Below are 22576 nucleotides of genomic sequence, written 5' to 3'. Positions count from 1 at the left end.
TTTCTCAGCGATCTTCCTCTCTTTCTCTATCTTCTTAGCTTGCTTTTGAAGTTTAGCCTCTTTAAGCTTCTCCTCTTTAGCCAGCTCTCTCTCTTGAGCTTGAGCCTCTACTTGAGCTTTCTCTTTTAATTGAGCTAGCTCTTTTTCTTTTTCTAACCTTTGGCTCTTTATTCCGCGTTCTGCAATCTCATTAAGGCGTTCTCTCTTAGCAGGAATCTTATTATTTAAATAGTTCTCTACTTTCTTATTATCTGGATCTAGATTAAGAACCTGCTGGAATGTATTTATAGATTGATTTAAATTATCTTCCTTATAATAAGAGAGTGCTTCCTTGTAAAGCGCATTTACTCTATCTTGATTTGCTCTCTTAACCTCTTTTTCTACACGACCTCTCTCTAACTCTCTCTCTTTCTCTGCGCGCTTCTCTTTAGTCTCTTGCCTCTTAGCCTCTTTCTCTGCTTCTGTCCTCTGCTTCTCTATCAGACACTTTGCTTCACGCTGGATACGCTCTCTCTCTAACTCTGCTTTTTTCTGATCACGCTCCCGATTTTTTTCCTGTCTCTTAGCCTCTTTCTCTGCTCTATCTCTTAAGCGACTAAGTTCCTCTTCTCTTTTTTTAGACTCTCTCTCTGCTTTACCCTGATTTATATCTACCAACTTCTTTTCTCTTGCAGGAATCTTACTCTCTATAAATCTCTTTGCTTTTTTCTCATCCGGAGCCATAAGAAGAATGAGCTCAAATGTCTCCTGAGCTGCTGTTAGATTACCTTCGTAATAAAAAGATAGCGCTTCCTTATAAAGACTGTTGATTTTGGTCTGCTTCTGGCGTCTGGCTTCCTTCTCTTCTTGCTGGATTAACTTCTGAGCTTTTGCTCTCTCCTCTTCAATAGAAGAGCCTCCGTCAGCAGCATATAATTTAGAATTTAAGGATGTTAGCAGGAAAGCAGCTAAAAGAAAAACTAGAATTCTCTTTGCTTTTTGATTATATCGCAAGGTTGCTTTTCTTTTCATATATTAAAACTACTAGTGCATTTAATGTAACTGTTAGAATAGTAATTTAAAGTGCACTGTTGCGTCAAGAAAAAAATCATTTTTCTAAACTTTTTTTCATTTTTTAAACTTCAACATCTAGCTTAAAAACAAGTTTATCTATTATACTATATATAAAGGAAGGATTCTAAATCAATGAATACTTAACAATCTATCTTTTCCTTAGCAGAGCAACGACTAGATAAAGCGCTGAGAGACCCATAAGGACATTGATAGTTCTTGATGCTGCTGAGAGTTCACCGAAGATCCTGGCAATAAGGTCAACATTTAAAAAACCAACCAGACCCCAGTTTAAACCTCCAACTATCACTAAAAACTGAGCCAGCTTCTTCATCTCTATACCTCCTTTAGTTCGGAGCTATCATTGATTTATCTATTCTTCCCTTCCTGCTGCAATGAGCTATTACCAAAAGCACATCTTTAGCTTTTAAATCCGGGACATTAAAGACCGCTTCTTGATAGCCATCATACTGCTGAGAAAAAAAGCGCTGCTTGGCAACCCACTGCCCATTTACATATACATTGATATACTTTACATAATGCATCTTTGTATTTCCTACATTATGGAATACCTTAATCTTTAGCAGGCTGCCTACAAATTTAATCTCTATCCGCTCAGGGGAATGTGCATAAGATATCTCGCTATAAATAAACGATAGACAATAAAGAACTAAAAACAAAGAGACAAAAACCTTAATATTTTTCATAATGTTCTTCTCCTTTTTTTAAATAAACAAATAACTCTTATATGTAAAATACCCTTCTATGATATTCAAAACAAGTAAAATATTATTTTATGAAATCAGTATATAGACCCAATATAGGAACAAGGACTGAAGTAAAGAAAATAAAGAAATAATTTATCTTATCTTTTCTAGAACTTAACTTACACAATAGAGCACCTACAATCTCATAGTCATACTGATTAAACTCTTGCTTTAAAAGCACCTTATCAATTAAATTAGATTTTTTAAGCTCTCTTTGAAGAATATTATCTTTCCTAAATTTATAAGCAAAAAATAATAAGAATCCAACTATCCCAGAATACCATAATGTTTTTACAATAACAGGATAGATCTCTAGAAAGAAATTTACTGCTCTTATTGATATAGTCGCAGAGAGAGCAAGAAAGAAGAATGCCCAGCTGATATTTTTCTCCTGACACCTCTTTAATTTAAAACAGTCCTGACAGATAAAACCTTTCTTCTCTTTGCTCATATTAAAACATTATATCCTAAACCATATTTAAACCAAAATACCTATAAAAATTGGTTGACAATAAAAAACAGCAGGAGGTTGACAATAGGTTGACAATAAAGTAAAATTATATTGCTATGAGTGTAAAGGATACCATCCTAAGTAGACTAAAACAGAACAGTTATGTTACGACTGAAGATATAGTTAAATCCACAGGATTAACTAGACAAGGAGTACATAAACATATCAAAGAGTTAGTCTCTAAAGGAGTGGTTAAAAAAATTGGTAATACTAAGGGTGTAAAATATACCCTAAGAGATAAGAGAATAGATGATCTAACAATAAAGCTAGAAAAATCTTACTTACTTCACAATTTAAAAGAAGATCTGGTCTTCAATAAAATTAACATTCAATATGATTTAAAACATCAATTAAGAAAAAATATATTTGATGTTTTATCATATGCTTTTACAGAATTATTAAACAATGCAATAGATCATTCTCAATCAAAAAAATCTAAGATTAAATTAAAAATTGACAACTATAATATAGATTTATCAATCAATGATTGGGGAATAGGAATATTTAAAAATATCAAAGATAAATTTGACTTAAAAGATGAATATGAAGCTTTACAAGAATTAATCAAAGGCAAGACCACTACGGCAGAACAACACCATTCTGGAGAAGGATTATTTTTTACATCTAAAGCCTCTGATAAGCTTATTATAAAAAGTCACGATATAGAGATTACCTTTGATAATATCAAAAATGACCTCTTTACAAAAAAAATAAAATATAAACAAGGAACTTTGGTAAATTTTAAAATTAGCAAAAATTCTAAAAAAAGATTAAAAACTATATTTGATGATTACGGTAACGAAGAATATGATTATGAATTTTCAAAAACTTCAGTAACAGTAAATCTTTTTACTAGAGCAAAAGATTCTTATGTTTCCCGCTCTGAAGCCAAAAGACTATTGCACAATTTAGATAGATTTAAAGAGATAGCACTTAATTTTAAAGATGTTAAAGGCATAGGCCAAGGCTTTGCTGATGAAATATTTAGAGTATTCAAAAACAAAAATTTAAATATAAAAATACAGACTCTTAATGCTAATAAAACCATTAAATCGATGATACAGCATGTTGGTTGACAATAAAAAGCAACAACAAGTTGACAATGAGGTTACAATATTACCTTGACACTTATTGCAAATTAATATCCTAAACCACCAATAGCCTTAAATCTCACAAGAACAACTTACTGTTCTTTTAAAACAAACTCTACTCTGTCTGTATCTAAAATAGTGTTATGTATAGGACATTTACGTATAAACCTTAAAAAAGCTTCTCTACGGCCTGCTAATTCTGCATCGGTATCTAAGGACAAGACTATGTTATCTAACTTCATACTGCCTTGCTGTATTAAGCTAGACTTAACATTAATATTCAATTTATTAAAATCAATCTTTGCTCCTTTAAGATATTTAACCGCAAATACTCCCACACAAGATGCAACTGAAGATAAGAATACCTCTAACGGGTTAGGCTCACTCTGGCTCTCTTCTGTAAAACCAATTTTAAAATTTACTCCGCTGCTCTTCGATCTAACATCAAACTCTTCTCCTTTTAATTCAAGATCAAGATCTAACTGCATCTCCCTCTCCTTTTAAAATCCAACCTTGTTTAATTTCTCTCTTATAATCTCTGCAGAGTTCTTTAATGACTTCTGCTCTTCTTCATTAAGCTCTATGTTAAGCACATAGTCTAGACCGCTTCTATTAACAACAGAGGGCAGGCTTAGATAGAGATCCTTGATGCCAAGGTAACCCTGCATAAGAGACGAGACAGGAAGTATTGCATTCTCATTATTTAATATCGCCTCTGTTATCCTGACCAGAGCAAGCCCAATGCCATAAGATGTCTCGCCTTTTCTCTCTATTATATTGTAGGCAGAATCTTTTACTTCTTTAAATATCTTACCCAGCTCTTCTTGATGACTGCAGCTCTCACCTCTCCTGCAACACTTAGGGCAATAGTCTTTAAACAAAACTCCGCCAACCATAGCTTTGCTCCAGACAGGAAACTCGCTATCACCATGTTCGCCTAAGATATAGGCATGTATATTTCTAGGATCAACCCCGACATGATGAGCAAGCAAATTTCTAAACCTTGCAGTATCTAAGACAGTGCCTGAACCTATAACCTCATTTGATGGTTTAGATGAAAGCTTGTAACTTACATAGCTTAGTAAGTCAACCGGATTTGTGACATTTAAAAATATTGCCTCCGGAGTATACTGCATAAGGAGCGGTATTATTTTTTTAAATAATTTAACATTGGCTTCGATAAGATCTAATCGGCTCTGCCCTACTTCCTGCTTTGCTCCGGCAGTAATAACAACTAGATCAGACCCGACAGTATCTGAGTAGTCTCCTCCAATAATCTCAACAGGAGATACGTATGGTGCTGTATGAGATAGATCCATGACTTCACCGCTGAGCCTCTCCTTATCAAGATCAACTATAACAATCTCTCTAGCTAAACCTTTTATTGTAAGAGCATAGGCATAGCGCATACCTACATTGCCAGCGCCTATGATAGATACCTTTGGATTTAAGTTATTCATAGCTTTCCTTTAATTAATAACAATTATTTTATAATAATTATTCTTCTAAAGAAGATAGAAGTCAAGTAAAAACTTATGCTATTTAAACAGCCCTGATGCCAGGAGACCTAAGTAGTGGCTTGAGATAAGGACGAGGGCTGCAACAGATAGATGTTCAGCTATCACTCTTAAGGGTGATAGCTTCTGTTTAAGCGCCAGATAATAACTGAAGAGTATAAGTATCAAAAAACCTAATCCAATGCTTACATAGACGGCTCTCTGAATCGGAAGCAGCACAATCGGGATTATGAAGATAGAAGCAAAGAGAACTTTAGCAAAGAATGTTGATATAGTAGCTAACCATACTTCAAGAGGGCTATGTTTTGCCTCAGATTCCTCAGACATATGTATCCCTAAGGCATCTGAAAATGCATCTGCAACTGCAATCGTTATTACCCCCCCTGCTACTGCAATCCTAGAATGGGTTGTAGAGTGTAATCCTACCATGACACCTAAAGTCGTTATGACTCCAGAGGTAAGACCGAAACTTATTCCTGTTTCAAGAGAATGCTTTATATTCTTCATATAGCCCTAAAGAGTAAAGGAGGCTTTAAAGCCTCCTTTAACCCTATTCTATCTCAATGCTAAAAATCTTATTTTTTCTTCTTAGCAACTTTCTTCTTTGGTGCTGCTTTCTTAACTGCTTTTTTCTTTGGAGCAGCTTTTTTCTTTGGTGCTACCTTTTTAACTACTTTTTTCTTAACTACCTTTTTCTTTGGTGCTGCCTTCTTTACTGCTTTCTTCTTTACTGCCATGCTACACCTCCTTTTTCAGGATTGTTTTACCTTAAAAAGTTTATAATATATTTAAGAAAACTTTGCAACAAAAAAATTTAAAATAAATTATGTTAATAAAGAAAAAATGATGGTTAACCAACATTTTTAGAATAAAAACTAGAGATTTAGATCTAACATCAGAAACTTTTCTTATAAAAAAATAAACTATAGATAGTACAGCTATTGAAAGTGCATTAGAGATAACTGCACTTAGAGAGGGGGGTGTTTTTAAAAAAATAGGCAGGGAAGATAAAAATATTACTATATCTAAATCAACTCCTCCCTGCCTCTACCTCTAGTGCTTCTTTTAAACAGATATAACCTCTTTTACTTCGGGAACTTCTTCTTTTAGTCTCTGCTCTATTCCCATCTTTAAAGTATAGCTGCTCATAGGACAAGACCCGCAGGCACCTTTAAGCTTTACTTTTACAACTCCATCATCAGTTACGTCGATAAGTTCAACATCGCCGCCATCAGCCTGAAGCATAGGCCTGATACCATTGAGTGCCTCTTCAATTCTCTCTCTCATCTCTCTCTCCTTTATTTAAAAATATTAAAGCTCTCACTCTTTTATAAAATCTACCTAGAGACTTCCCCGAAGTGTCTTATCCTCAAGATCTTTTATCTCTTTCTTAAGTATATCCGGCAAAGCAAGTATCTCAACATCCATAAATCCTCTTATGATTATTGATTGGGCTTCTTCATGGCTAAAACCGCGGGAGCAGAGATACTCAATCTCCTCCCGGCTTATCTTTCCTATAGCTGCTTCATGTGACATCTCAACATCTCTAAACTCAGTCTCAAGTTCAGGTATAGCATGTATTATTCCTTTATCGCTTATTATAAGACCTCGACACTCAAGGTGGGCTTTGATATCAGTATCTTCTGCTTTTAAATGTCCTCTTGCAATAGCCTTGCCTCCTAAACTTACCGCCCGAGCAACAATTTCAGCTGAAGTATTTTTAGCTTTAAAGATAACACGGCTTCCTATGTCCTGAAACGATCCGGGGTGAGTAAGTAACAATGAATTAAAACTGGCCCGAGAGTTCTCTCCTTGAAGAACAGCCGTAGGATACATAGTGATCTCTCCAACGGGTTTTAAGCAGATATAATTAGAGACAAAACTCCCACCCTCTTCAACTAAAGCAACACTCATAGGTTTAACTGTTACGTCTTCTTTCCAAGAATGGATCATAGTAAAGTTTAAGTGGGCTCCTTTACCTATGAAAAATTCAGATATACCCAGGTGATGTGCTTCTTTAGCAGAATGAGATGCAGAGCAGCCAGTGATAAGATGAACCTTAGCACCATCCTCAATTATTACAATGTTGTGCACCTGCTGCTTAAAACCAGAATCTTTAAGGAAGAGGCATGATTGGATAGGCAGCTCAATAGTCTTACCTTTTCTAACTCTTATGAAATACCCACCTCTTGTATCAGCAGGGAAATCTTTATTTAATGCCTTAAAGGCCCGGCCGTAATAATCTGAGACTTCAGAATATTTAGAAAGCGCATCTTCTATTGATAGAATTTCAATACCGTCTGAAAGAGAATGAGAGAAATGAATCTTATCATCAGACTGTAAAAAGCTGGCAGACCTAGTGCTCTCTGTCTCATCCATTCCAGAGGAAGCAATAGCCTCTCTATCTTTTTGATTAAATTCTTCTAAGAGTTGTTTGGACATTGGCACTCCCTGCATTTATCGTAACCATGTTCTTGTATAGATTTAAATATCTTGCGAGGATGACCTGAACAAGATATATGACCATCAACCATAACAGATGATGTACCGGCATCGACATAATCAAGAATATATCCAGTATGAGTAATGATAAGTGCTTGAGCTCTGCTCTCTTTTAAATATCCATTTAAAGCCTTGCCCATTATAGAGATATTTTCAATATCCACTCCGGACTCAGGTTCATCCAGAAAAAGAAGTGAAGGGCGTTGAAGAAGAATCTGAAAGAGCTCAGCTCTTTTGATCTCACCGCCTGAGAAACCTAGGTTAATCTCACGGTCAAGATGCCCCTCTAGTGATAATTCTTCTGCAAGATGCGCTATCCTATCTTTATCGTCAGATAAAAACTCTGCCAATTGACGCAGTCTCACTCCTCTTATCTTTGGAGGGTGTTGATACATAATTCCAATACCGAGCTTAACCCTCTGCTCTATTGAAAGATTCTCTAGATTCTTAGAATTAAATTCTATCTCTCCCTCTTTAATCTTATAACCGCTAAAACCTAATATCGTCTTTATGAGAGTACTCTTACCGCTGCCATTAGGCCCAAATAGAACCATAATCTCAGCCTCCCCTAAAGAGAGGTTGATATTTCTAATAATATCCTTATCTCCAATACCGATTGTAAGATTTCTAATATTAAGCATCTTTTTTCTTCTTCTTGCACTCTTTACATAGACCGTAAAAATAGCCATGAAAATCCTCAATAGTAAGACCGCTCACTTTCATCTTGGTAAGGGCGCTGCAGAACGGTATATCTATGTCAATAATCTTATCACACTCTCTACACATAAAGTGATGGTGAGAGTCTGTCCTAATCTCAAAAGTAGATCTTTCAAAGTCTATCCTGCTTTCTAGCGCCAGCTCTTTATTCTTAAATAGCTGCAGAATCGTATAGACCGTAGCAAAAGATATCGAAGGAAATAGTCTACCTACCTCCTTATATATATAATCTGCTCTAAGATGACCCCCCTTACTTAAAACTTTATACACAGCAAGCCTCTGAGGAGTAATCCTGATATCAGCTTCACTTAAACATTTAAGACTATTTTCCATAGAGAGAGATATTACCATAGGTCTATTTTTTGTCAATAATAATTATTATTAAAAAATAATTGTTTTTATTAAAATATCAACGGACTACAACAGATGAATCGCTATCAAAAGGGTTGGCTCTCATAGCAAGTGAGAACAGATAAGGGAAGCTTCTCTTAAGGTGCAACATATACTTAAGCCACTCAGATATTATATTTGTATAGACCCGCTTGATATCTCCTGCCATATGCTCTAAATCACTCTCAGGTAGAGATGAGAAGTCATCTCTGCTCTCAAGCTCTTCAGTGAGATGGAAGACGCTTCGCAATAACTCTGTAAAACACTCATGCTCTAAGAGTACAGGGTTCTCTAGAAGTCTTAACAGAAAATCTCTCTTCTCCCTAAGCATTTTTATTAAGAGCACCCAGTCTATCTTATTTTTATCTATATTATAGCTATACTCTCTTAATATCTTCTGGACCCTCATAAACTCTCTATCATCCCAGACACCATCTACAACTAGGTAGCTCTTAATCTCATTCAAGCCGGGGTCAGAGTCCGAAAGATAACTAAGCAGTTTAACGCCTAGCTCACTAAAGAATACTCCTATGACCATATTCAATTTCTCTAATTTACTCTGCTTCTCTTTATGGGACAACAATCTATGGATTATAAGAGTAACTATCAAGACCTCAAGAGGAAGAAATGCAATATCTCCCAACAGATAGATGAATACGTGATGGGCATCATGGAAGATAACAAAATGTAAATAATGGAGTGTAATAGTTGCGACTATTAAAAACAGTCCTAACATTAACTGCCAATTTGTTTTTAATTTCATCTTATAATATCCTACCTATATTCAAGCATCCTATCGATGCTTCCCCTTGCTTTAGTTATAACATCTGATGCTAGCTCTACTCCGCCCTTTCCTTCTTCTAAAGCGGTTAAGACCTTCTCTAAGGTAATCTTTTTCATATCATGACATATGGCACTCTCTGATAAGGGATAGAAATTTTTACCCGGATTATCTTGTTCTAATCTATATATTATTCCTATCTCTGTTCCAATAATAAAATCCTTCTTGCTGCAATCCCTTACATAGTTTAACATCCCGGATGTAGAATAGACGCCATCCGCTAAATCTATAACAGAGGGACTGCATTCAGGATGAACTATTAAATCTGCTTTAGGATGATCTTCTCTAGCTCTAACTACATCCTCTTTAGTTAGATCAGCATGAATAGGACAGTATCCGTCTGTAGTTATAAACTTCCGCCCTGTCTCTCTTTGAGTATAAAAGGCAAGGTTTCTATCTGGAACAAATATCACTTCATCGTCTTCTGAAAAGGCCTCCCTGGCTATCTTAACAGAGTTTGCAGATGTACAGCAGATATCAGATAGGGCCTTTACCTCTGCAGATGTATTAACATAACAGAGAACCTTTGCTTTTGGGTGTTCTGCTTTAATTTTTTCTAGCTCCAGCCCTGTCAACATATCCGCCATAGGACAGCCAGCATCTTCTGGCAAGATAACAAGTTTGTTCGGCGAAAGAATCTTAGCGGTTTCGGCCATAAACCTGACTCCGCAAAAAACTATGATATCAGCCTCTGTCTCAGCAGCCTTAATGCTCAACCCCAATGAATCGCCTAAGAAATCTGCAATATCCTGAATCTGGGGCAACTGATAGTTGTGAACAAGTATTACTGCATTCTTCTCTTTTTTTAATCTTTGAATCTCAGCTACAATATTCAACGTATTACCTCCTCTATTACTCCTCCGCCTAAAACAACATCATCTTGATATAGAACAACAGATTGTCCAGGGGTAATAGCCTCCTGATCTTCTTTAAACATGACTGTTAATCTACCGTTATCTATTCTGCACATTCTACACTCCGCCGGCGGATGTTTATAGCGGATTTTTGCAGAAATATTACCCCTTAAATCACTATTAAAAATATTTAAATTAGAGGCTATAAGCCCTATGGATTTTAGACCATCTTTTTCACCGACAATAACTCTATTATTCTCATGATCGATATCAATAACATACAATGCGCAAGGACCGCTTATACCCAAACCTGAACGCTGACCTATTGTATAAAAAGGGATACCGGCGTGCTGACCTAGAATATTGCCTTCTCTATCAACTATCTCTCCGGTTTTTAGATCTTCAATATTACTCTTTATAAAATCTCTACAATTATCCTGAGTGACAAAACAGAGATCCTGACTGGGACCTTTATTAGAGAAAGGAATATTATTACTTCTAGCTATATTGAAAGCATCTTCTTTAGAGTGATCGCCGAGAGGAAATATAATCCTGCCCAAATAGTCTCTATTTATAGGGTATAAAAAATAGCTCTGATCTTTCTTAGTATCTTGACCTTTCTTCAAAAGGTAATTACTTGATCTATCTCTCTCTATTCTTGCAAAATGTCCAGTTGCAAAAAAAGCAAAACCAAGATCTCTAGCTTTATCATACAACAGGCTGAATTTAAAGTGCTTATTGCATTCAACGCAGGGGTTAGGAGTCCTCCCCCTTAAGTACTCTTTGATAAAATAATCTATAACCTTATCTTTAAACTCTTTGGATAGATCAACTACTATATGCTCTACTCCTAAGTAATCACAGACTCTACCAGCATCTTCTACGGTACTTCTGGCAGAGTCATCATCGACTATTAACATTGTTATACCCCTAACAGTATAACCTTTCTCTTTTAACAGATAAGCCGCAGTTGAAGAATCAACACCGCCGCTCATTGCAACCAAAACACTACTCTTATTCATTATATTAACGGAAACCTGTCTTTAGATATTATTATCTAACCTCTAAATTCTTAAATTTATAGCTGGATTTTTCATCCGGCAATCTCTCAACTGGTTCAGTCAGCAGAAACTTCTTTTTAGCAATCCAAGTTTGGAGAAGCTCTGCAATCTTCTTTGCTTTGCTATAGCTTGAAAGAGATGCCGTTGGAATATCTCTATCTTTAATCTTTATCTTTCCTGAGCGCAGCTGAGCATAGTTAACCTTCCCAATTACTCCCTTTCTAAGATTTGGATATGCCTTACTGTAATCAATAATATTGGTCCAAATATCTTTATCCTCAATAGATGTATAACGGGCTATATCCGTGTTTAAGATAGGGATAGGAATGCCTATTCCAACAGATAAACTAACACCGTATCCAAGCATGCTAACGCCTTTAACCCAATCCGAATTCATCTGCTTTAAATCGCCCATAACAGCAATAGTTCCTGAAGGTACAACCGGAACTCCGTTCTTGCCTCTTTCAACAGTCGGATTATGCTGAGTACCCCAGAAACAGACATGACCTATACCTCCGCCTAAGAAAATTTTTGTACCTATTCCAATCGTCCTATAGTAAGGGTCATTCATGAGAGGCGAAAGCTGAGAAGCGCTGCAATAATTCGCATTACCTATTCCGGGCTTCAATACCCCCATGTAAGTATATATTATCTTGTTAGACAGATTGACCGCAACGTTGTAGTTCTGGTAGCAGTTTCTAGGATTAAAGAGTATCGCTTCGTTTATATCTTTGATATTTATCTTTGTCTTAAGCTCTTTTCTTGGATAACAGTCTGTTCCATAAGCAAAGCCTTCTAGATCGATGTCTTTACCGCTAATCAAATCCTCAATAACATGGCCGCCTCCATACTTAAACTCACCAGGATAGACTTTATTCCTAGGATCATCCAGAGATAGCGCATTAGCTCCCAAACATATATCTACAGCAGCTAAAGCCGAATATGCTTCTACACCATTTAGATAGGTTCTTCCCCCGCCTAACTTTATTCTAGGTCTAGAATGGCCGATATTTATATATATAGATGAAGAGCACATTGGAGCAAATGTTCCCGTTGTAACAACGTCAACATTCTTAGCCGCATAAGATAGCCCTTTCTTCTTAACTATAGAGATCATCTCTTCAGCTGTAACGACAATAGCCTTACCTTTTTTGATTCTGGAATTAATCTCTTTGATGGATTTTACCATATCAACCTCCTTAAGTTTCTAAGCGCTCCTTTATCAAAGCCGCAAGTTTCTTACCTGATAAAAGCATGCCGCCGAATATTGCCCCCATTCTTGGAGACCCAAATACAGCATTAGCAGACATTCCGCAAACAAAGAGCCCAGGACAGGCTTCACGCGTATTATCCATGATCTCCCGCTCTCCTACTTCTGCCCACATAGACTTCTCGCCTATAACTCCGCCATCTTTGGTATTTAAACATTTGCCCATCTTTCTCTCTATTATTCTCGCTACTTCAGCATCATGCCCTGTTGCATCTATAACAGCACGAGCCCTTACAGTTAGAGGATCCACATGGAGCTTAGACCAGGATACTGCAGACCAGTTTAAAACCAAACCGGTAATCTGCTTCTCCCTAATCATAACATCCTCTACGTTGATAAGATTAAATATTTTAGCTCCGGCTTTAATTGTCTTAGAGCAAAAAGTAGATATTGCCTCAAGAGAGTCGGCTATATATAGATCATCTTTATACTTTGTAAGATTAACACCTATCTCATCCATAATCCCTCTTGCTTCTTCCTGTACAACAACACGATTAAACATCATTCCGCCGCCGGGCATACCACCGCCAACACGCAGCTGCCTTTCAAATATAGCTACCTTATAACCATCTTTAGCAAGATAGTATGCACATATAAGACCCGACGGACCTGCTCCTGCAATAGCTACATCAACATCAAGTGAATCCATAAAATCTTTCATAAAACTCTCTACTATTGCCCGGGAAATAACTACTTCATCCATGAAATCCTCCGTTCTTTAATCCAAGTTCCAGTTAGATAGATACCTCTCAGCTGCATCAGGAAAAATAACAACAATCATCTTATCCTCATTCTCTGCTACCACTTCTATTGCAGCGCTCATAGCTGCACCAGAAGATATACCGGCTAAGATACCCTCTTCTTCAGCAAGACGTCTAGCCATATCCATGGCATCACGATCATCAACAGTAACAATCTTATCTATTAAATCCACTCTAAGTACTTCAGGAATAAATCCAGCTCCAATACCTTGAATCTTATGTTTTCCAGGACTTCCTCCTGATAAAACTGCTGAACTCTTAGGTTCTACAGCAATAATCTTAATAGTATCTTTCCTAGACTTTAAAGACTCTGCAATACCTGTAATAGTACCGCCGGTACCAACTCCGCTAACGACAATATCTACCTCTCCATCTGTATCGTTCCAGATCTCTAGAGCTGTAGTCTCACGATGAATTCTAGGATTGACCAGATTTTTAAACTGCCTAGGCATAAAAGCACCTTTATGCTCCTTCAATAACTCTTCAGCCTTATCTACTGCTCCTCTCATACCTAATTCAGCTGGGGTTAGAACCAGCTCTGCGCCTAAAAACGAAAGCAGAGACCTTCTCTCAACTGACATATTTTCAGGCATAGTAAGTATCAGTCTATAGCCGCGCTGAGCCGATACAAATGCTAATCCTATTCCAGTATTACCGCTAGTAGCCTCGACTATAACAGTATCTTTATTGATTAATCCGCTCTTCTCAGCATCTTCAATCATAGCTAAAGCTATTCTATCTTTAATACTAGAGCTGGGATTAAAATACTCAAGCTTAGCTATTAAACCTCCTTTATAATTATTGACTATTTTATTCAATCTAACTAAGGGCGTATTGCCGACCAAATCTGTTATATTGTTAGCTATTTTCATAATATAGGTTTTATTATTATTTAGATATTATACATCAAAATATTATTCTTGCTACCTTGATGCTCTTTAACTAAATCTGCTAATGTAAAAGAGTTTAAGACTTTTTTTATATTATCACCCAACAATGCCCAGATCCTGCGAGTAGCACAAATAGATACCCTGTTACATAAAGAATCGTCTTTAACGCATTCAACTAAATTAAGATCTCCTTCTAAAACCTCAATTATATCTTTAATAGAGATCTCTGCCGGGTTCTGACTCAAGAGATACCCGCCGCGTGCACCACGGATTGAATTAATAAGTCCAGAGTTTTTTAGAGGAATAACAAGCTGGCCTAGATATCTCTCTGAAATTCCCTCTCTCTTTGCAATATCTTTGAGTAATACAGGGCCGTTACCATATTCAAGTCCTAACTCAAACATTAATCGCAATCCATACCTACTCCTAGTCGAAAGCTTCAAAACTCCTCCTAATCACTACTTATTCGATAGTATTAGTAGTGATTATAGGCTAAAGACTTCTTATGTCAAGAGAAAAATAGAGTTTTTGTTTCTTTTAGGGCGCTTAGTACCTCCGACAAAAGCTCGAACCGGGAGCTTAATTCATTTTAACCAAACTTAACCAAACTTAACCAATTTCAGCTAGTTTTGTGAAATATATCCGCCACTTCCAAGAAAACCATCGAATTTATAAAATAAACTCTTTTTTGGAACTTGACTTTGTACTCCTATTTGAGTACAATTGTATTCAAATAGGAGTACAAATGCTTGAAAACTTATATATCTCAAAATCAAAAATTAGACGGGCCTTACTTGCCCTCTTTTTCACCAACAAATCTAAAAAATTCTATTTAAGAGAGCTTGAGCGGATATTAGGCTACTCTGCCGGTAACATACGGAGAGAGCTTTTAAAATTTCAAAAAGATACTCTTTTAGAAACAAGCAGATCCGGAAACCTGCTTTATTACTCTCTAAATGTTAAACATCCTTTGTTTAACGAATTAAAAAATATTATTGCCAAAACAGTGGGGATTGAAGGGCTTCTTAAAAAGGCGTTGTCATATATTAAAGGCATAAATTTTGCTTTTATATACGGTTCTTTTGCAAGCGGTAAAGAAAACTTCTCAAGCGATATAGACCTTATGATAATAGGCGAACCCGAAGACTCCTTGCTTTATGATAAGATTGCCGAGCTGGAGAAGAAATTAGAACGAGAGATCAACCCCAGCATTTATTCTGCCGAAGAATTTAATCTAAAGAAGAGGGATAAAAACGGTTTTATAATGGACCTTTTAAATAATCCCAAGATAATGATTATAGGAAAAGAAGATGAGTTATAACAATTCCAAAGAACATCTTTTAAAAGAAGGAGTTATTAAAAAGTGTGCTGTTGATCACAAGGCCATAAGGAATCTTTTAAAGCGGGCATACGTTGATTTAAAAACTGCGGAAAGAAACTACGGGCTGGACGAAGAATGCGCCTATACTTATGCTTACAACGCTCTCTTACGCACTGGTCTTGCCCTGATACTTAGCCATGGATTTCGCCCTGATGTTAAAAACAAGCACTTAACAGTTATAAAATTTGCCACAGATGTTTTGGGCAACGAGTTTAAACAACTTATCAGAGCATATGATATTATGAGAAAAAAGAGACATAAATTCATTTATGAACCCGCTATACCTTGTTCAGCTCAAGAAGCAAAAAACGCTATGAAAATAGCGCAAGAATTTGTAGATAAAGTTTTCCAAAAAATATCTGCAGAAGACCCTCAGCATAAATTAAAGTTCTAGCATTATCTTTGCCTATTAATACTCTCACAAAGTTCAAGATTCGGCCTCTCTTTAAATAAATCAACTGGAGCAAACAATGGGCCCAATGGCAAACCTTAACTGAAGACAAGAGGTAGATGGGTGATTTTTATTCAATTGTTTTAATCGAACCTGGAACAGGATTAAACCTTGAGATCAATAATACCGAAACAACAATAAAAATAATGTCCTAACTCTTTTGTTTTAAAACAGTTACAATATGTCCAGCCTCATAGGGCAGACATCTTGACGTGTTAGTAACAGAGTTTTTGATGCTTCCAGAGAAAAACAGTAGTTTTACACAATATTTTGCTTCTTTAAGACTATTTGATAGTTAACTTTTAATAGTAAATCTAGAGAGCTTACCGTAGATAACGCTATGAGTACGAGAGCCAATCTCAATAGCTGTAGGGAAGATCTTGTTCTTAGGTCCTTGAACAAAGACGGTAACCTGCCTATTTGTTACAGAGAAAGTTATCCAGCTACCTTTATAGTTTATCCTAAACTTTACCCTCTGCCAGCGTCTTGGAATACGGGGATTGAGTCTAATCTTATCCTTTAAAATACGTAAACCTATAAAACCACGTATTACTATGTCTATAGAACCACCCATAACACCGATATGTATTCCCTCAGAGGTTGTACCGCCTTGAGTATCAAAGATATCAGACTCTAATACCTCATTGAACCATCTCCAGGTCTCTTTAGGTTTATTTAGGATGTGAGCAATATAGCAGTGTACTACTTTGCTTAAGGTAGAACCGTGAGAGGTACGCTTAACATAATACTTATAATTTTTATTCAAAGTATCTTTACTAAATTCATAACCCAGATTATTAAATATCTCTTTAACCTCTGTTAAGTTCAATAAATAGAAAAACATCAAAACATCAGCCTGCTTGGTTATCTTATAATCATCCGGGGACTTACCTTCAGCTTTAAGAATCCTGTCCAAGCGCTCTATACTCTCATAGCTTTCACGGTACCGCTCCCAATTAAGATCTTTAAGACCGAAGTAGCCATCGAACTGAGCGATGATACCATCTTCATTTATAATAACGTTCATCTTCTGAGTAATATCTTTCCAAAACGCAAGCTCTTCTTTCTTAAGCCCTATCTTGCGTGAGATCCTGATCCTATCTTTAGTTGGGAGAATACTCAAAACCTCCTCTGCTCTTATAAGCAGCCAGACAGTCATAAGGTTGGTATAGGCATTGTCTTTTAGACCCGCACTTTCAGAGTCAGGATGTTTCTCGTGGAACTCGTCCGGGCCCATAACACCGTCAATATGGTACCTGCCGTCTCCTTCATCAAGCTTAGACATTGAGGCAAAGAACCTGGCAATAGAGAGTATTAACTCAGCCCCGTAATTCACAAGGAAGCTAACATCTTTTGTCTTCATATAATGACGCCAAGCGTTATAAGCAATTGCAAGTGATACATGACGCTGGTTACGGCTGTAGTCCGGGCCCCACTCACCAGATAGCGGATTTAAATGAACAATCTGGGTCTCCTCTTCTCCTGTTGAACCGCTCTGCCAGGGGAACATCGCTCCTTTTGCTTTCTCTCTTCTAGCATACTTTCTAGCCCAATCCAACCTCTTGTAGCGATAGAGCATTAGAGACTCAGATATCTCAGGCAGATGGAGGTCATATAGCGCCATCGCAAATATCTCATCCCAGAAGATATGACCCCTATAGGCTTCGCCATGTAAGCCTCTAGCAGGAAGGCCAGCATCTATCTTTGTAATATGAGGCGAGGCTACCTGAAGAAGGTGAAAAATATTAAGCCTTAACACTTTCTGAGAGAAGATATCGCTATCAATCTGAATATCAAACTTCTTCCAGAGCTCATCCCAAACATGTTCGTGGGACTTTAAAATACTATCAAACCTTGATACCCTTTTAATCAGGTGAATTGCAGAATCTAGAGGCTCCTCTATTCCTTCGTCTTTAGACGTATAGATCGATACTGTCTTCTCTATTTCATAGCGCCTGCCCTGTTTTACATACAACTTAAATACCTGATCTATTCTCTCCTTACCTCTACTGATATGCTTTATGTTTGGTCTCTTCTCGCCGCTAGAAGTAAAGATACGTACTTTCGAAGCTTGAGCAATTGTAATCTTAGACTGAGAAGTCTTCATTACAAGATAAGCACCATTAGAGCTGAACTTTCCCAGAGATAGAGGGACTAAATGCTTTGAGTTAAGCTGTCTGTAGCGCTCAATTCCTGAATTTGTAACCGCACCATCAAGCATGGTTCTAACAGTAATCCAGCCGCTATAATTTTCCGGGGTTATAGTATATTTATAACTTATTAGATGGGGATTGGCCATACTTACTACTCTAAAGCTCTCCAGATGTGTCTTATGACCCATGCGGCTCTGGAGCCTTATATCTCTTCTTAGAAATCCGCGTCTGAGATCAAGTTCTTGACGATAGAATCTTATCTTAGTCTTTGAAGGAGAGAACCAATCACCACCTGCAATCTTAAACGTTATAGGCAGACAGTTTGGAATATTGACAAGGTCTTCATTATATATAGTCCTTCCTGCAATATGAGTAGGTAATTTATTATAGCCGCCTGCAAGATAGGAGCCGGGATAGTGGATACGTGAAGCACCAGACTCATAGGCAGCTCCTCTTACCCCAATATAGCCGTTTGCAAGAGTACAGATCGACTCCCTGAGCTGCTCTTCCTCAGGATCAAATCCGTTATAAACTACTTTCCAGCTGGAATCTACCATATTAATATTTTAACTCAATAACTTCTCAAACAACTCTTTAACGCTATTAGGATTCTTAACCCAGAAATCAGCAGCTGAAGGGCGCAGCTCCTCTGCTACTAAGATACTGCAACCTCTGGAACGAATAGCTCTAAAAGCATCTTCATCCGTTGTATCATCGCCTATATATACAATTAAATTATCTTTAAAAGAGAGCTTAAGGGCATCGACTATCCATCTTATTGCACAGCCCTTATTCCAGTAAATATTAGGTAAAACCTCAAAGACCTTCTTGCCATGCATAAGGCGTAAAAACTTAAATTTAGCCACTACCCTGTTAACCTCATCTTCAATAACGTTCAGATATTTATCTTCATCTACAAGCCTATAATGGACAGCAACTGAAAACTTCTTCTCTTCAACTAATAGACCATCGATAGATGAGAGCTTATCTTTAAAATAAGCTATTGCTTCTTTAACCGCCGGTATTGCTTCTTCTGCATCAGGCTGAGTCATAGAGAGATCAGGTCCCTTAATATCAAAGCCATGATTGCCGGCATAGAGTATACCTTCTATATTTACAAGATTCTCAACATCCTCTCTTCCTCTTCCGCTTACAATAGCTACGGTATACTTTGAAATAAGCTCCTTGATTATCTCCCGCATATCTTTTGAGAGTACAGCAAGTTCAGGCTTAGCCACTATCGGAGTAAGAGTACCGTCATAATCAAGGAATATGATAGGCTTCCTATCTTTAAATAGATCTTTAACTCCGGAGAGATAGAGCGGATTTATCTCCCTGCTAGGACTACTCTCCATGAGCTCTCCATCAATATCTATAGAATTATCACTCTTATCCCAATGACTAAAAAACTCTCTAGGTCTTTTCTTAAACCAGCTATCGACCCAGTCAACAGACATATCAGCCAGATCGGAGACAACAACATCGGCACCGCTATCAAGTAAGTCCTTAAAATGGCTTTCACGTGCAATCCCAATAACCAGTCCAAAACCGCCGTTACGTCCAGCCTCAACACCGCTCGTTGCATCTTCAACAACGACTGAGCGTGACGGCTCTACGCCTATATTAGAAGCGGCTTTTAAGAATATATCGGCTTCGGGCTTACCCTTTAAGCCCAGCTCTACAGATACTACTCCATCAACACGGGATTGAAACATATCTTCAATGCCGACGGATTCAAGAATAGTCTTACAGTTCTTAGATGATGAAGCTACAGCTGTCTTGATACCTCTTTCATGCAGCTTCTTTATAAACTCTAGCGTAGATTTAAAGAGATCTGCTCCTTCAGCCTTAAGATGCTTAAGGAAATATTCGTTCTTCTTATTGCCAAGTCCGCATATGGTCTCTTTACCTGCTTCATCGCTTAGATCTCCAAATGGAATCTCAATACCGCGTGAAGAAAGAAAACTCCTAACCCCTTCATAGCGAGGCTTACCATCTACGTAAGGGAGGTAGTCACCTTTATGGGTAAACTCGCGAAACTCTTTACCTTCTCTGGCTTCCAACTCTTTAAGATAGTCATCAAAGGTATCCTTCCAGGATTCAACATGTAAAACCGCTGTATCGGTAATGACCCCATCAAGATCAAATATTACAGCATCAAAGTTAGACTTACTCATTGTTCCTCCTAAAAAATCATATTATCAATGAAGTTGTATTATATATTAATATAGGGTTTTAGTCAAAAACTATAGATTTTAAGCTTAAAAATAGAACTTAAAAAGATGGTGAAGCTGAAAGAGCAACCAATGTTTGATCAATATTAAACAATAGAATATTAACTTGTTTTATATAGCCTTATAACAACTAAAAGCATAGAGAGAGTCGCTATAAAGAATAGACCGTAGAGAAAACATTGACTAATATTGGAATGGGTATACTTTGCAATATCATAGAAGACGTATATCCCGTAAGTAAGAGCAATTCCTAAGCCGATAGCTTTCTTCTTAAACAATAGTATCGCCAATCCGATTAAAACAATAAAAACCTCTGCCGCTATTGATATTGCATGGATACCAAGCATCTCTTACCTCCTCTACTCTTAGTTTAGTTACAATAGAGCGTCAACCTAAAGACTCAGTCTGTTTTTGAAGTTCAATAATCCTAGTAGATATAAACCTGTCAAATCCTCTTCTTTCAATAAAGCCAAGTAGATACTTCTCTTCATTTACAACCGGAAGATAGTCCAGATTATACATATCGATAGTCTCTTTTATCTCTGTCATCTCCATCTCAGGATGGACGAGTATGACTTCGGTATCCATAAGATCATAGGCTAAAACAAGTGGACCTAAATCGGTGCTTGTCATACTGCTTTTAATATTATCTATTGTAATTATACCCTTTAATCTTCTCTCTTTATCTACTACCGGATAGTAGAGATTATTACTCTTGCTAAATACATCTAGAATATCCACCAGACTCATGCTCTCATATATAAGAGGAGGGTTTTTGTCCATGATATCATCAGCATGACTCTGAAGCATGATATCTTCCTCTGTTATATTTAATCCTACTTCACCTGCCCTCTTTAAAGCTAGCCTTGTAAGAGGAGGTCCGACTATCTGAGTTATAAATGTTGTTGTTGTTATTATTATAACAAGCGTATTGCCTATCTCACCGGGAAAATAGTTTGACGCAAGAATAGATAAGCCTATTGCAACTCCTGCCTGAGGAAATAATGCCAGAGGCAGATATCTTCTAACACTATCTGTTGCATGCGATATCTTTGCTCCTAATCTAGCACCTAAGGCCTTGCCTCCCATAGTCCCAAATAGATATATAGTTACAAGTATTATTATAGGCAGAGTCAGACACCTTAGATCCAGCCTTGCTCCAACCAAGACAAAGAAGAGCACGTATATAGGAGGAGTGAACCCTTCTACAAGCTTAAAGACCTCTCTACTCTTGCGGGGTGTAGAGTTAACCACTACGACTCCAAGTGTCATTGTTGCAAGAAGCATATCGACATTAGCAGCAAGGGCTAGACCGCTAACTAGAAGAACCATTCCTATTGCAAATGCCAGCACTCTCCCAGCTTCAGAGTAGTGGCGGATAATCTTATTAAGTATGAGCCCTGATGTTATGCCAAGCACTATAGCGCCGCCAATCTCATATAGGGGATAGATAAAAGAATAGAGAAGAGAGGAGCTCTCCTGACCTACTAATCTTCCTGCAACAGAAGAGGCTAAGACAAAGAGTATAAGCGCAAGGCCGTCATCTAAAGCAACTATTCCAAGCACTGTTGAACTTAACGGCCCTCTGGTTCGATACTCTTTTAAAACATTCGTAGTCGTAGCAGGATCAGTTGCTGATGCAATAGCCCCGACCAATATAGCTAATGCCCAGGCAAACTGAGCATTGCCGAATATAATTGTACAGGCAAAACCCATAAAGAGAGTGACGAGAATAAAAGGCGCTATACCCTCACAGAGCAGAATATACATAAGCTGCTTCCCGTACTTCTGAAAGATTTCACGCTTTAGCTCTCCTCCAACCATAAATCCTATTAACCCAAGCGCAAAGTAACTGAACGGCTGAAGAGACTGAATTACATCAATATCAACTAATTTAAGTCCAGTCCTACCTATAATAACTCCGATTATAATATAGCCTACAACTTTGGGGATCTTAAGACGCTCAAACAACTTTCCGCCGACTGTACCGCCAAACAGCGCTAGGCCTAAGAGCAAGAGCACATTAAGATGGGCAACTGATATTTTTGAAAATATATAGCCTAACTGTTCAAGCATAATAATACCTTATCAATTTAACATTAAGGAAATTTAGAAAATTATACTCCTAAAGATAA

26 protein-coding genes are annotated in these 22576 nt (G+C 37.3%); 3 read left to right on the top strand and 23 right to left on the bottom strand.

What is annotated here, in order from left to right; genetic code table 11:
- The 4 genes from P9X27_03180 to P9X27_03165 form a co-directional block, all read right to left on the bottom strand.
- Window positions 1–1011, bottom strand: a 1011-nt coding sequence (locus tag P9X27_03180) for a hypothetical protein (protein MDP8253383.1), incomplete at its 3' end; no start/stop codon positions are given.
- A gap of 190 nt (window positions 1012–1201) precedes the next feature.
- Window positions 1202–1384 carry a DUF378 domain-containing protein gene (locus P9X27_03175; protein ID MDP8253382.1) on the bottom strand — a complete coding sequence of 61 codons (183 nt, stop codon included), beginning with the start codon at window positions 1382–1384 and terminating at the stop codon, window positions 1202–1204.
- A gap of 13 nt (window positions 1385–1397) precedes the next feature.
- Window positions 1398–1757 carry a hypothetical protein gene (locus tag P9X27_03170; protein MDP8253381.1) on the bottom strand — a complete coding sequence of 120 codons (360 nt, stop codon included), beginning with the start codon at window positions 1755–1757 and terminating at the stop codon, window positions 1398–1400.
- A gap of 82 nt (window positions 1758–1839) precedes the next feature.
- Window positions 1840–2268, bottom strand: a complete 429-nt coding sequence (locus P9X27_03165) for a hypothetical protein (GenBank protein MDP8253380.1) — start codon at window positions 2266–2268, stop codon at window positions 1840–1842.
- A 116-nt stretch (window positions 2269–2384) separates the two neighbouring features.
- On the opposite strand from P9X27_03165, the gene P9X27_03160 reads away from it, so the two are divergent.
- Window positions 2385–3404: a DUF4325 domain-containing protein gene (locus P9X27_03160; protein MDP8253379.1), complete on the top strand. Its 1020-nt coding sequence runs from the start codon at window positions 2385–2387 to the stop codon at window positions 3402–3404.
- A 107-nt stretch (window positions 3405–3511) separates the two neighbouring features.
- Here the strand turns inward: P9X27_03160 and P9X27_03155 are convergent, their stop codons facing one another.
- The 15 genes from P9X27_03155 to P9X27_03085 form a co-directional block, all read right to left on the bottom strand.
- Entirely contained in the window at window positions 3512–3907 is a 396-nt protein-coding gene (locus P9X27_03155; GenBank protein ID MDP8253378.1) for an OsmC family protein, read from the bottom strand.
- 12 nt (window positions 3908–3919) lie between these two features.
- Window positions 3920–4879, bottom strand: coding sequence for an L-lactate dehydrogenase (locus P9X27_03150; GenBank protein MDP8253377.1), 960 nt, complete (start codon window positions 4877–4879; stop codon window positions 3920–3922).
- A 78-nt stretch (window positions 4880–4957) separates the two neighbouring features.
- On the bottom strand, window positions 4958–5434 hold the full coding sequence (locus P9X27_03145) for a hypothetical protein (GenBank protein MDP8253376.1): 477 nt from the start codon (window positions 5432–5434) through the stop codon (window positions 4958–4960).
- 77 nt (window positions 5435–5511) lie between these two features.
- The gene (locus P9X27_03140) at window positions 5512–5673 is read right to left on the bottom strand and encodes a hypothetical protein (GenBank protein ID MDP8253375.1); all 162 of its coding nucleotides are present in this window, start codon (window positions 5671–5673) and stop codon (window positions 5512–5514) included.
- Window positions 5674–6001: 328 nt separating this feature from the next.
- On the bottom strand, window positions 6002–6223 hold the full coding sequence (locus P9X27_03135; GenBank protein ID MDP8253374.1) for a NifU family protein: 222 nt from the start codon (window positions 6221–6223) through the stop codon (window positions 6002–6004).
- A 54-nt stretch (window positions 6224–6277) separates the two neighbouring features.
- On the bottom strand, window positions 6278–7378 hold the full coding sequence (locus P9X27_03130) for a SufD family Fe-S cluster assembly protein (protein ID MDP8253373.1): 1101 nt from the start codon (window positions 7376–7378) through the stop codon (window positions 6278–6280).
- Complete coding sequence (locus P9X27_03125) at window positions 7360–8127, bottom strand: ABC transporter ATP-binding protein (GenBank protein MDP8253372.1); 768 nt, start codon at window positions 8125–8127, stop codon at window positions 7360–7362. The genes P9X27_03130 and P9X27_03125 overlap by 19 nt, the downstream gene beginning before the upstream one ends.
- Window positions 8072–8506, bottom strand: coding sequence for a Fur family transcriptional regulator (locus P9X27_03120; protein ID MDP8253371.1), 435 nt, complete (start codon window positions 8504–8506; stop codon window positions 8072–8074). The genes P9X27_03125 and P9X27_03120 overlap by 56 nt, the downstream gene beginning before the upstream one ends.
- A gap of 58 nt (window positions 8507–8564) precedes the next feature.
- Window positions 8565–9308, bottom strand: coding sequence for a hypothetical protein (locus P9X27_03115; protein MDP8253370.1), 744 nt, complete (start codon window positions 9306–9308; stop codon window positions 8565–8567).
- An 11-nt stretch (window positions 9309–9319) separates the two neighbouring features.
- Complete coding sequence (nadA, locus tag P9X27_03110; protein MDP8253369.1) at window positions 9320–10222, bottom strand: quinolinate synthase NadA; 903 nt, start codon at window positions 10220–10222, stop codon at window positions 9320–9322.
- Entirely contained in the window at window positions 10219–11262 is a 1044-nt protein-coding gene (mnmA, locus tag P9X27_03105; GenBank protein ID MDP8253368.1) for a tRNA 2-thiouridine(34) synthase MnmA, read from the bottom strand. Before mnmA ends, nadA begins: the two co-directional genes overlap by 4 nt.
- A gap of 31 nt (window positions 11263–11293) precedes the next feature.
- Window positions 11294–12490, bottom strand: a complete 1197-nt coding sequence (locus P9X27_03100) for a homocysteine biosynthesis protein (GenBank protein MDP8253367.1) — start codon at window positions 12488–12490, stop codon at window positions 11294–11296.
- A gap of 10 nt (window positions 12491–12500) precedes the next feature.
- The gene (locus tag P9X27_03095) at window positions 12501–13274 is read right to left on the bottom strand and encodes a sulfide-dependent adenosine diphosphate thiazole synthase (protein MDP8253366.1); all 774 of its coding nucleotides are present in this window, start codon (window positions 13272–13274) and stop codon (window positions 12501–12503) included.
- A gap of 15 nt (window positions 13275–13289) precedes the next feature.
- Window positions 13290–14204 carry a cysteine synthase A gene (gene cysK / locus P9X27_03090; protein MDP8253365.1) on the bottom strand — a complete coding sequence of 305 codons (915 nt, stop codon included), beginning with the start codon at window positions 14202–14204 and terminating at the stop codon, window positions 13290–13292.
- 20 nt (window positions 14205–14224) lie between these two features.
- Complete coding sequence (locus tag P9X27_03085; GenBank protein MDP8253364.1) at window positions 14225–14665, bottom strand: Rrf2 family transcriptional regulator; 441 nt, start codon at window positions 14663–14665, stop codon at window positions 14225–14227.
- Window positions 14666–14967: 302 nt separating this feature from the next.
- Here P9X27_03085 and P9X27_03080 point away from each other — a divergent pair, with 302 nt between their 5' ends.
- Window positions 14968–15543 carry a nucleotidyltransferase domain-containing protein gene (locus tag P9X27_03080; GenBank protein MDP8253363.1) on the top strand — a complete coding sequence of 192 codons (576 nt, stop codon included), beginning with the start codon at window positions 14968–14970 and terminating at the stop codon, window positions 15541–15543.
- A complete protein-coding gene (locus P9X27_03075; GenBank protein ID MDP8253362.1) occupies window positions 15533–15997 on the top strand; it encodes a HEPN domain-containing protein in 465 nt (154 codons plus the stop codon). Before P9X27_03080 ends, P9X27_03075 begins: the two co-directional genes overlap by 11 nt.
- 352 nt (window positions 15998–16349) lie before the next feature.
- On the opposite strand, the gene P9X27_03070 is transcribed toward P9X27_03075, so the two are convergent.
- The 4 genes from P9X27_03070 to P9X27_03055 all read right to left on the bottom strand — a co-directional run bounded on the left by P9X27_03070 (window position 16350) and on the right by P9X27_03055 (window position 22517).
- A complete protein-coding gene (locus P9X27_03070) occupies window positions 16350–18764 on the bottom strand; it encodes a glycosyl hydrolase family 65 protein (GenBank protein MDP8253361.1) in 2415 nt (804 codons plus the stop codon).
- A gap of 9 nt (window positions 18765–18773) precedes the next feature.
- A complete protein-coding gene (otsB, locus tag P9X27_03065; protein ID MDP8253360.1) occupies window positions 18774–20384 on the bottom strand; it encodes a trehalose-phosphatase in 1611 nt (536 codons plus the stop codon).
- Between the two features lie 158 nt (window positions 20385–20542).
- Complete coding sequence (locus P9X27_03060; GenBank protein MDP8253359.1) at window positions 20543–20788, bottom strand: hypothetical protein; 246 nt, start codon at window positions 20786–20788, stop codon at window positions 20543–20545.
- Between the two features lie 40 nt (window positions 20789–20828).
- The gene (locus P9X27_03055; GenBank protein ID MDP8253358.1) at window positions 20829–22517 is read right to left on the bottom strand and encodes a cation:proton antiporter; all 1689 of its coding nucleotides are present in this window, start codon (window positions 22515–22517) and stop codon (window positions 20829–20831) included.
- Window positions 22518–22576: the final 59 nt, after the last annotated feature.

This window comes from Candidatus Kaelpia aquatica, assembly GCA_030765335.1.
Classification (GTDB): Bacteria; Omnitrophota; Gorgyraeia; order Kaelpiales; family Kaelpiaceae; genus Kaelpia; species Kaelpia aquatica.
The sequence above is the reverse complement of the archived record's forward strand: the minus strand, read 5'-3'. Positions and strand labels throughout refer to the sequence as shown.